This window comes from Rhodococcus aerolatus (genome assembly GCF_054783215.1).
Genome location: NZ_BAAGQZ010000027.1, coordinates 74,628 through 84,564, shown reverse-complemented (window position 1 = coordinate 84,564; position 9,937 = coordinate 74,628). Strand labels below are relative to the sequence as shown.

Genomic DNA, 9,937 nt, shown 5'->3' with positions numbered 1-9,937 from the left:
GGACCGGGGCGAGGACCGGCCCGGGGACCGGGCCGGGCGGTGGCGTCGGGGCGGGCACCGGGGGCGGGCGGACGGGCTCCGGCCGGGCCCGGGCCGCCCGGGCCGCCTCGGCGTGCAGCACCGCGCCCCGCGCGACGACGGTCTCCGGCTGGTCCGTGGCCACCGGCACCACCCCGAGCACGCGGTGCACCTCGCGGCCGACCAGCGGCACCCGGCTCGACCCGCCGACGAGGAACACCGGGGCCCGGCTGCGCCCGTCCGGCGCGAGCGCGCCCGCCCGGGCCAGCACCCGGGCCAGCAGCGCCACCACCTCACGGACCCGCGGCGCGGCCAGCGCCTCGAGCTCGTCGCGCGCGACGTGGGCGTCGGGCAGGCCGGCGGGCAGGGCGACGTCGGTGAAGGAGTGCCGGGAGAGCGCCTCCTTGGCGCTGCGCACCTCCGCGCGCAGGGCCCGGGCACGGCGCCGGTCGTCCAGCCCGCGGCCGGCCAGCACCGCGTCCCACCGCGCGCGGTCCGGCCCGGACTGGCGGCGCCCGATCGCGGCCAGCAGCGCCTCGTCGAGGTCGGCGCCCCCGAAGCCCGGGTCGCCCCCGGTGGCCAGGACCACGAACCCCGGGCCGTCCTGCCCCGGGCCGCCCTGCACCGCACCACCGCGCCGCAGCACGCTGACGTCGGTGGTGCCGCCACCCACGTCGAGCACGGCCAGCAGCGACCCCGCGGCCAGGTCGCGGCCGTGCAGCACCGCGGCCGCGACGGGCTCGGGCAGCAGGACCACCTCCTCGGCGAGGCCGGCCGCGGCGCGGCGGAGCACACCGGTGCGGACCCCGCCCCAGTCGGCGGGGTGGGTGAGCACCAGGGTGGAGACGGGCCGGCCGGCGAGGGTGGCCCGCGCCTCGGCGACGGCGCGGCCCAGCACCGCGGCCAGCGCCGCCCCGACCGGCACCACCGCGGTGCCCATCAGCAGCGAGCCCTCGTCGACGCGGCGCTTGGGGTGCGGCTCGTAGCGGGCCGGGTCGAGCGCGGCGCGGCGGTCCGCCTCGGCGCCGACGACGAGGCCGCCGGGCTCGGCGTAGACCGCGCTGGAGGTCAGCGGGGCCCCGTCGACGAGGACGACGCGGGGCGGCTCGCCGGGCACCCCCACCGCCACGCAGGTCGAGGAGGTCCCCAGGTCGATGGCGACGAGCGCCCCGGCGGGGTGGGTCACCGGGCCGGGCCCCGGGTCACCGGGGCGGCTGCCACGCCAGCTGGACCAGCCGCTGCCCGTTCTTGCGGCTGACCAGCGTGCCGCGGCCCGGGGGCATCGCCGAGGGGCGCACGGTCCCGACCAGGTTGCCCTCGTCCCGGCTGCCGCTCATGACGATGCCGGTGGAGGCGAGGTCGCGCAGCCGCGCGATGACCGGCTCGTACAGGGCCCGGGCGGCACCGCCCGAGCGGCGGCACACGACGAGGTGCAGCCCCACGTCCTTGGCCTGGGCGAGGAAGTCGACGAGCGGGGCCAGCGGGTTGCCGCTGGAGGTGGCGACGAGGTCGTAGTCGTCGACCACCACGAACACCTCCGGCCCGCTCCACCACGAGCGGGTGCGCAGCTCCTCCTGGGTGATGTCCGGGCCCGGGAGGCGCCGGGTGAGGAAGGCGGCCAGGTCGTTGACCATCGTGGTCAGGGTCTGCGCGGACGCGGCGTAGCCCGCGAGGTGGTCGCCCTCGACGACGCCGAGCAGGGTGCGCCGGTAGTCGCCGACGACGATCTTGGCCTGCGCGGAGGTGTTGCGGGCCATGACCTCCTCGCAGATCGTGCGCAGCAGCGTCGTCTTGCCGCACTCGCCGTCGGCGAAGACCAGCAGGTGCGGCTCGGCGGCGAAGTCGAGCCGGATCGGGGCGAGCTCGTCCTCGTCGATGCCGATGGGCACCTGCAGCCGCAGCTCCGGCCCGTCGTCCTCGGTGGCGGCCCGCAGGTCGTCCACCGGGTACAGCTCGGGCAGCATCCGCACCGGCGGGGCCACGGGGCCGCGCCACGCGGCGCTGAGCTCGGCCGCGGCGTGGGCGATGCCGGCCGCGAGGTCGTCCGGGTCGGCGTCGGCGTCGATGCGCGGCAGCGCGCCCAGCAGGTGCAGCTTCTCCCGCGACAGCCCCCGCCCGGGCCGGCCCGCCGGGACGTTGACCGCGGCCCGGCGGTCGATCTCCGACTCCGACGGGTCACCCAGGCGCAGCTCGATGCGCGTGCCCAGCAGGTCCTTGAGCGCGGGCCGGATCTCCGCCCACCGGGTCGCCCCCAGCACCAGGTGCACGCCGTAGGACAGGCCCTGCCCGGCCAGCGAGACCACCTGCTGCTCGAGGCTCTCGAACTCGGTGCGGAACGCCATCCAGCCGTCGAGGACGAGGAACACGTCGGCGAACTCGCGGCGGCCGCCGTCGCGGGCCGCCCGCGCCCGGTAGGCGGCCATGGACTCGATGCCCAGCTCCCGGAAGCGGCGCTCGCGCTCGCGCACCGTGGCGGTCAGCTCGGCCACGGTGCGGCGCACCAGGTCCGCGTCGAGCCGGCCGGCGACCGAGCCCACGTGCGGCAGCGCCTGCATGGGGCCGAACGTGCCGCCGCCCAGGTCGAGGCAGTAGAACTGCACCTCCTCGGGGGTGTGGGTCAGCGCCAGCGACATCACCAGCGAGCGCAGCAGGGTCGACTTGCCGGAGGCGGGCCCGCCCGCCACCGCGACGTGCCCGGCACCCCCGGCGAGGTCGACCCACAACAGGTCGCGGCGCTGCTCGTAGGGCTTGTCGACGATGCCTACCGGCACCCGCAGCCGGCCGTTGCCCACGAACCCGACGGGGCTCAGCCCGCGGTCGGGGGTGGGGCTCAGCGGCGGCAGCAGCTGGTCGGTGGTCGGCGGGGCGTCCAGCGGCGGCAGCCACACCTCGTGGGCGGGCGGGCCCTGCCCACGCACCCGGGAGACGACGACGTCGAGCAGGGTCTGCTCCTGGCCTCGGCCGGTCGGGGCGTCGGGGTCGGGCGCCCCGTCCGCGCGACCGTCCGCGCCACCGGCCGCGGCGTCGTCGGGGACGGCGGTGGTGTCGTCGTCGGCCGGCTCGACGTGCTCGGGGACGAAGAAGCGGGGCCTGCGGTCCCCGGACACCGCGGCGCCGCCCTCGACCGGCGCCAGCCCGCCGGAGCGGTACGCGCCGGAGACGTAGGCGGCCTTGAACCGCACCATCGAGGTGGTGTCGAACTTGAGGTAGCCCGAGCCGGGGATGCTGGGCAGCTCGTAGGCGTCGGGCACGCCCAGCACGGCCCGGGACTCGGCGGCGGAGAAGGTCTTGAGCCCGATGCGGTAGCTCAGGTGGGAGTCCAGGCCGCGCAGCTTGCCCTCCTCGAGGCGCTGGCTGGCCAGCAGCAGGTGCATCTGCAGGGACCGGCCCAGCCGGCCGATGGCCACGAACAGCTCGGCGAAGTCGGGCTTCTGGCTGAGCATCTCGGAGAACTCGTCGACGACGATGAACAGCGCGGGCATCGGGTCGAGGTCGGCGCCGTTCTCCCGGGCCCGCTCGTACTCCTTGACGTTGGCGAAGTTGCCCGCCGCGCGCAGCACCTCCTGGCGGCGGTTCATCTCCCCCGCCAGCGCGTCGCGCATCCGGTCGACCATGGTCAGGTCGTCGGCCAGGTTCGTGATGACGGCGGCGACGTGGGGCGCGGACTCGAGGCCCAGGAACGTGGCGCCGCCCTTGAAGTCGACGAGGATCAGGTTGAGGCTCGCCGACGAGTGGGTGGCGATGAGGCCCAGGACCAGGGTGCGCAGGAACTCCGACTTGCCGGAGCCGGTGGCCCCGATGCAGAGCCCGTGCGGGCCCATCCCCTCCTGGGCGGCCTCCTTGATGTCGAGCTCGACGAGCTGGCCGTTCTCCCCGATCCCGACCGGCACCCGCAGCCGGTCGCGGACCGGGCGCGGCCGCCACGCCGCGGCGACGTCGTAGCTGGCCGCCTCGCCGAGGCCGAGCATGTCGGTGAAGCCGACCCCGCGCAGCAGCGGCTGCTCGCCGTCGTCGGTGGACCCGCCCTCGCCGACGCGGAACGGCGCCAGGGTGCGGGCCAGCGCCTCGCACTGCGCCACCGTGACCGCGTCGGGCCGGGCGAAGGTCTCCAGCCCCGAGGCCGACCGCGCAGCCACGCCCTCGGGCCGCACCACCAGCCGCAGCCCGCGCCGCGCGGCCAGGGTGCCCAGGTCGAGGCCGTCGGCGGAGAGGTCGAGCACCGTCACCCCGACGAGGCCCTCCTCGAGCACGAGCCGCTCCTCGCCGGTGACCGTGCCGCCGTCGAGGACGACCACGACGTGGGCGCGGTCGGGCGACGGCGGCGCGCCGCGGCTGAACCGGGGGCGGTCGCCCAGCTCCTCGTCGAGCGCGTCCTCGACCTCGGCCAGCGAGCCGAGCAGCAGCCGCTGCGGGCCCAGGGCGTCGGTCACCGCGGGGTTCTGCGCGTGGGGCAGCCACTTCACCCACTCCCAGTCGGCGCGCTCGGCAGGCCCGGCCGCCACGGCGACGACGAGGTCGTCGGGGGCGTGGAAGGTGACGAGCTGGCACAGCACGGCGCGCACCAGGTCGCGGCGGGCCGTGTCGTCCCCGGTGAGGCTCACCGCGGCGAAGCCGCGCAGCGAGAGCGCGATGGGCAGCTCGGTGAGCACGGAGTGGGTGCGCACGAAGCGGCGCAGCGCCACGGTGGCCACGGGCTCGAGCTCGTCGACCGGGCCGGTCTGCGGCGGGACCAGCCGGGTGGCCAGGCTCTGGTTGCCGCGGCCCACCCGCACCTGGCCGAAGTCGGCGTCACCGGCCCGGCGCTCCCACATCCGGCGGGTGCGGGCCAGCGACCACAGCGACTCCGGGTCGGGGTGGTTCCACTCCAGGCCGCGGCGCTGCGCGGCCCCGGCCTCGCGCGCCCGGTCGCGCACCTGCCCCAGGTAGCGCAGGTAGTCCTTGCGGTCCTCGTTCATCTCGGCCTTGCGCTGCCCGCCGGAGCGGCCCCCGCCGCCGAGGAACATGCCGCCCATCGACATGACCATCATCATCGGGAACAGCAGCGCGGTCGGGTTGGAGAAGCCGCCCGAGGTGATGAGCAGGCCGACCATGCCGAGCATGGCGACGACCATGACCACGGGCATCAGCTTGAGCAGCAGGCCGCCGGGGACCACGCGGGGCACCTCGGGCGGGGCCTCCAGGTGCACCTCGCCGCCGGGCGAGCGGGGCGCGGGCAGCCGCGGGCTCCTGGTGAACTGCACGGTCCCCACGCGCGACCTCCCCCGGTCCGTCCCCGCTCCCCCGAACCGCCACGCGACGGCGGGACCGGCCACATACTAGGACCGGGCCGGCCGGCGCCGGGGCGGTATCCTCGCCCGCGCCCGCACCGGGGGTCGGGCCGGGACCGGCACCGCACGAGCAGGGACGAGGGGGACGCGTGACGCTGACGGGGACGCCGCCCGCGGGCAGCCCGGCCGCGACACCCGGGCGACGGCCCGCCCCCGCACCGGGGGCCCCGGTGTTCAGCCGGGTCACCGTCCTCGCCCCCAGCACCCGGGTCGACGTGGCCCTGCCCTCCGACGTGGCGGTGGCCGACCTGCTGCCCGTGCTGCTGGGCATGACGCGCGAGCGCACGCCCGACGGCGGCTCCGGGCACGGCGGCTGGACGTTGAGCCGCGTCGGGCAGGGCCCGCTCGACCCGACCGCGACGCTGGCCACCCTCGGCGTGCTCGACGGCGAGCTGCTGAGCCTGCGCCCGCGCGCGGACGCCGCCCCCCAGCCGCTGTTCGACGACGTCATCGACGCCGTCGCCGGCAGCGCCCCGGACAGCTACCGGCCGTGGTCGGCCCTCATCGCCCGCGCGATCGGCTCCACGCTGGCCGTGGCCGCGCTGCTCGGCGCCGCCGCGGTGGTGCTGGCCGGGCCGCAGGGCGCGCTGCGCCCGGGCGTGGCGCTGCTCGTCGCGGTGCTGGCGACCGGGGTGGCCGGGGTGCTGGCCCGCGTCTACCGGGACCCGCGCTCCGCGGTGGTGCTCGCCGGGGGCGTGCTGCCGCTGGCCGCGGTCGGCGGGATGACCGCCGTGCCCGGGGCGCTGGGGCGGCCGCACCTGCTGCTGGGCTCCGTCGCCGTCGTGGTGCTCGCCGTGGTGGCGCTCGCGCTGACCGGCAGCGGCGTCACCACGTTCACCGCGGCCACCACCGCCGCGACCCTCGCGGCCGGGGCCTCGCTGGTGGCGGTGCTGGTCGCCCACCCCACGCCGGGGATCGGGGCCGGGGTGGCCGCCGTCGCGCTGGCCCTGCTCTCGCTGGCGCCCCGGGCGACGATCCTGCTGGCCCGGCTGCCGCTGCCCACCGTGCCGATCACGCCCGACGAGCTGAGCCGGGACGACTCCGAGGAGCTGCCCGACGTGGTCGCGATCGAGCGGCAGTCCGCGCTCGGGCACCGGTTCCTGTCCGGCCTGGTCCTCGGCCTGGGCGCCACCGCCGCGGCCGGGGCCCTGCTGGCAGCCCCCGACGGCTGGGTCGGCGCGACGTTCGCGGTCGTCGTGGCCGGGGTGCTGCTGCTGCGCGCGCGCACCTACGCCAACGGCGTGCAGGCGGGCGCGCTGCTCGCGGCCGGCTCGCTGACCGCGGCGGGCATCCTCGCCGGCTGGGCGGTGTCGGCGCCGCCGGAGCAGCGCCTGCTGGCCGTGCCCGCCGCGCTGCTGGTGGTGGCCGCGGGCGCGCTCGTGCTGGGGGTCGTGGTCCCCACCCAGCACTTCTCGCCCGTGCTGCGCCGGGCCGTCGAGCTGCTCGAGGCGCTGCTGGTCACGGCCGTGCTGCCGCTCGCGCTCGGGGTGGTGGGTCTCTACCAGACGCTGCGGGCGCTGTAGTGCGACGAGCGGGGCGGGCGGGGCTCGCCGGCGCGCTGGCGGTGCTCCTCGCCGCGCCCGGGGCCGCCTCCGCCGCGGCCGGCCCGGCACCGGGGCAGTCGCCGGGCCCGCTCGGGCCCGGTGTCGGCGCCCACCAGCCCTACCCCGGCACGCCTCCGGTGGACCCGGCGCGGCTGCCGGCCGGGACCCTGCCGGTGCCGGGCCAGCCGCCCGCGGTCCGCTCCACCGACCCGTGCACGACGACGACGGCGACGGCCCCCGCGGCGACGGCGGTGCCGTGGGGCCAGCAGCAGCTGGGGTTCACCGACCTGTGGCAGCTCAGCGACCCGGTGGGCCGCCCCGTGCGCGGCGCCGGCATCACCGTGGCGGTGATCGACACCGGGGTCGCCCCGGACCCGCGGCTGCCGCGCCTCGTCGGGGGCGGTGACGCCGTCGGCTCGTCCACGGGCACCGAGGACTGCGACGCCCACGGCACCCTGGTGGCCGGGATCGTCGCCGCCACGCCGGACCCCGCCACCGGGTTCACCGGGGTGGCGCCCGACGTCAGCGTGCTCAGCATCCGGCAGTCCAGCGTGAAGTACGTCGTCACCGGGGCCGACGGCACCCGCTCGGCCGCGGGCACCGTGCTGAGCCTGGCCGCCGCGGTCGTCCGGGCCGCGGACGCGGGGGCCCAGGTCATCAACATCTCCGAGGCCGCGTGCGGGCCCGCAGGCACCTCGCTGGGCGACGCCCCGCTCGGGGCCGCGGTGCGCTACGCCACCCGCGTGCGCGACGCCGTCGTCGTCGCGGCCGCGGGCAACGTCGACCCCAGCACGGCCTGCGCCACCCAGAACGCGCTGACCACCGACCCGCAGGGCGTCACCGCGGTGTCGACGGTGGCCAGCCCGGCCTGGTACGGCGACGACGTGCTCACCGTCGGCTCGGTGGAGCAGGACGGCTCGCCGTCGTCGTTCAGCCTGGCCGGCCCGTGGGTGGACGTGGCCGCCCCCGGCTCGGGGATCGTCACCCTCGACCCGGCCCCCGGCGGCGGGCCGGCGACGGACCTGGTCGGGGAGAGCGCCGGGGGCCAGCCGGTGCCGATCCAGGGCACCAGCTTCGCCACCCCGTACGTCGCCGGCACCGTGGCCCTGGTGCGCCAGCGCTTCCCCGAGCTGCGCGCGCCCGAGGTGGTGGCCCGCATCGAGGCCACCGCGCACCACCCGGGCGGCGGCTGGAACCCGCAGGTGGGGCACGGGATGATCGACCCGGTCGCCGCCGTCACCACCCCCGCCCCCGGGGACACCCTGACCGGCGCGCAGCAGGCGCAGGCCCGCCAGCTCGAGGCGCTGCCCGCCCCGCCGCCGCCGGACACCCGCCCCCGCACGGTGGCGCTGGTGGGCTCCGGCGCGGCGCTGGCCCTGCTCGTGGTGGCCGGCGCGGTCGGCCACGCGGTGCGCCGCGCCCGCCGCGGCTGACTAGCCGCCCGGCGTGGTGGCGGGCACCGCGAGTCCGGCGGGGTCGCCGGACACCGCGTCGTGCGCCACCAGCGCGGCCGTCTGGTCCAGGGCGGGGCCCTGCGGGAGCAGCCGCACGATCTCCTCCGGCGCGGGCACCCGGGACTGGCCGAGGCCGAGCACGCCGGCGGTGGCCAGGTCGGGGATGCCGAACCGCACCCCGGTGTCGGTGACCAGCGTGAGCACCCCGGCCTCGACGGGCTGGGTGGGCCCGACCGCCCCGACCAGCGCGGCCCGGCCGGCGGGCAGGTAGACCGCGTCGACGGCGGGCCCGGATCCGTCGGCCTGCGCCAGGCCGACGGGGCGCGCGTCGGCGGGCAGCGGCAGGGCGCTGCCGGCGAGCAGGGTGCGGGTGGGCTCGGTGGTGGTCCGGGCGGCCTCGCCCGCGGCGCCGGCGGCGGCGGTGTCGTCGCGGCCCGGCTGCCAGGACAGGCAGGCGACCGGCGCGGCGCCGGCCTCGACGAGCTGGGGGACCTCGCTGGGGAAGCCGGTCAGGTCCACGACCTGGCCGGGGTCGACCACCGGCACCCGGGCCAGCACCGACGGTGAGCGCAGCTGCGCGACGTCGGAGCGGCCCGAGGCGTCCCCGGCGGCCACGACCTCCGCGGCGGCCCGGCTGACCTGCTGCACCCCGCCCGGCAGGGCCAGGTAGTAGCGGGCGCCGTCGGCCCCGCCGACGGCGAGGACGGAGCCCACGACCACCCCGGGCAGGTCGTAGGCGGGGGCGGAGCCGGCCCCGGGCACCACCGGCGGCCGCAGCGGGGCGACCTCCGGCACGGCGCCGAGCAGGCCCGTGGAGACCGGCCGGGGCGGGGACGACAGCCCCAGCGCCCGCACCGTGGCGGAGTCGGCGAGGTCGACCTGGGCGCGCTTGCCCTCGTAGAGCAGGTAGGTGCGCCCGTCGGGGCCGCTGACCAGCATGGCCCGGTCCACCGGCAGCGGCGCCGCGCCGGGGCCGAGGTCGCCGGAGACGACGGTGGTGGTGACGGCGGCGCCCCGGGTCTGCCGCGCGGCCGGCTGCGACGGGTCGAGGGTCGCCGAGTCGCAGACCGTCCAGCCGGGCCCGGGCCTGCGGTCGGGCCCCGGCAGGTCCGAGGGTGCGCCCGGGATGCCGAGCAGGGCGCCGCGGGGCCGGGTGCCGATGTCGGACTCGTCGGCGGTCACCGGGTCGGCGTCGCTGCCCGCGACGAGGCGGGCCGAGGCCAGGTTGAGCACCGGGTGCACGACCCCCTCGCGGGCGACGTACAGCGCGCCGGTGTCCCCGCCCAGCAGGATCGTGGCGCCGTCGACGTCGGCGGCCGGCCGGAACACCGAGAGCAGCGCGACCCCGGCGAGGCCGAGGATGCCCAGCACGAGGCCGACCCCCAGCGCGCGTCCCTGGGTGCGCATCGGGTCGTGCAGCATCACCGCGTCCTTGCGGACGAGGGCGTGCTGCATCCGGCGCAGGACGAAGCGGTACGCCTGCACCTGCGACGGTGTGGTGGGTCTGGACGGCATCGGGTTCCGGGTCCCCCTGTGCGACCGGGCGGTTACGGTGGCGAGGCTAGCGCCCGGCTCGGGGACGGGTGGCGACTTC

Annotated in this window: 5 protein-coding genes; 2 read left to right on the top strand and 3 right to left on the bottom strand. The window is 78.3% G+C overall.

Translation table 11 applies throughout. The features are described from left to right. A partial coding sequence (locus ACYVOF_RS11125; RefSeq protein WP_460866451.1) for an Hsp70 family protein occupies nt 1-1,204 on the bottom strand: 1,204 nt, incomplete at its 3' end. 16 nt (nt 1,205-1,220) lie between these two features. Next, nucleotides 1,221-5,267 carry a type VII secretion protein EccCa gene (gene eccCa, locus ACYVOF_RS11120; RefSeq protein WP_460866449.1) on the bottom strand — a complete coding sequence of 1,349 codons (4,047 nt, stop codon included), beginning with the start codon at nt 5,265-5,267 and terminating at the stop codon, nt 1,221-1,223. Nucleotides 5,268-5,434: 167 nt separating this feature from the next. Between eccCa and eccD the strand changes: the two genes are divergently transcribed. Further along, nucleotides 5,435-6,868 (top strand): type VII secretion integral membrane protein EccD, encoded by a 1,434-nt coding sequence (gene eccD / locus ACYVOF_RS11115; RefSeq protein ID WP_460866447.1) that lies wholly within the window; start codon nt 5,435-5,437, stop codon nt 6,866-6,868. Next, nucleotides 6,868-8,322: a type VII secretion-associated serine protease mycosin gene (gene mycP / locus ACYVOF_RS11110; RefSeq protein ID WP_460866444.1), complete on the top strand. Its 1,455-nt coding sequence runs from the start codon at nt 6,868-6,870 to the stop codon at nt 8,320-8,322. Before eccD ends, mycP begins: the two co-directional genes overlap by 1 nt. Here the strand turns inward: mycP and eccB are convergent, their stop codons facing one another. After that, nucleotides 8,323-9,858, bottom strand: coding sequence for a type VII secretion protein EccB (eccB, locus tag ACYVOF_RS11105; RefSeq protein WP_460866442.1), 1,536 nt, complete (start codon nt 9,856-9,858; stop codon nt 8,323-8,325). Nucleotides 9,859-9,937: the final 79 nt, after the last annotated feature.

Coding starts and splice junctions, on each gene's coding strand:
- eccB (WP_460866442.1), bottom strand. CDS start 9,858: ATGCCGTCCAGACCCACCACACCGTCGCAGGTGCAGGCGTACCGCTTC.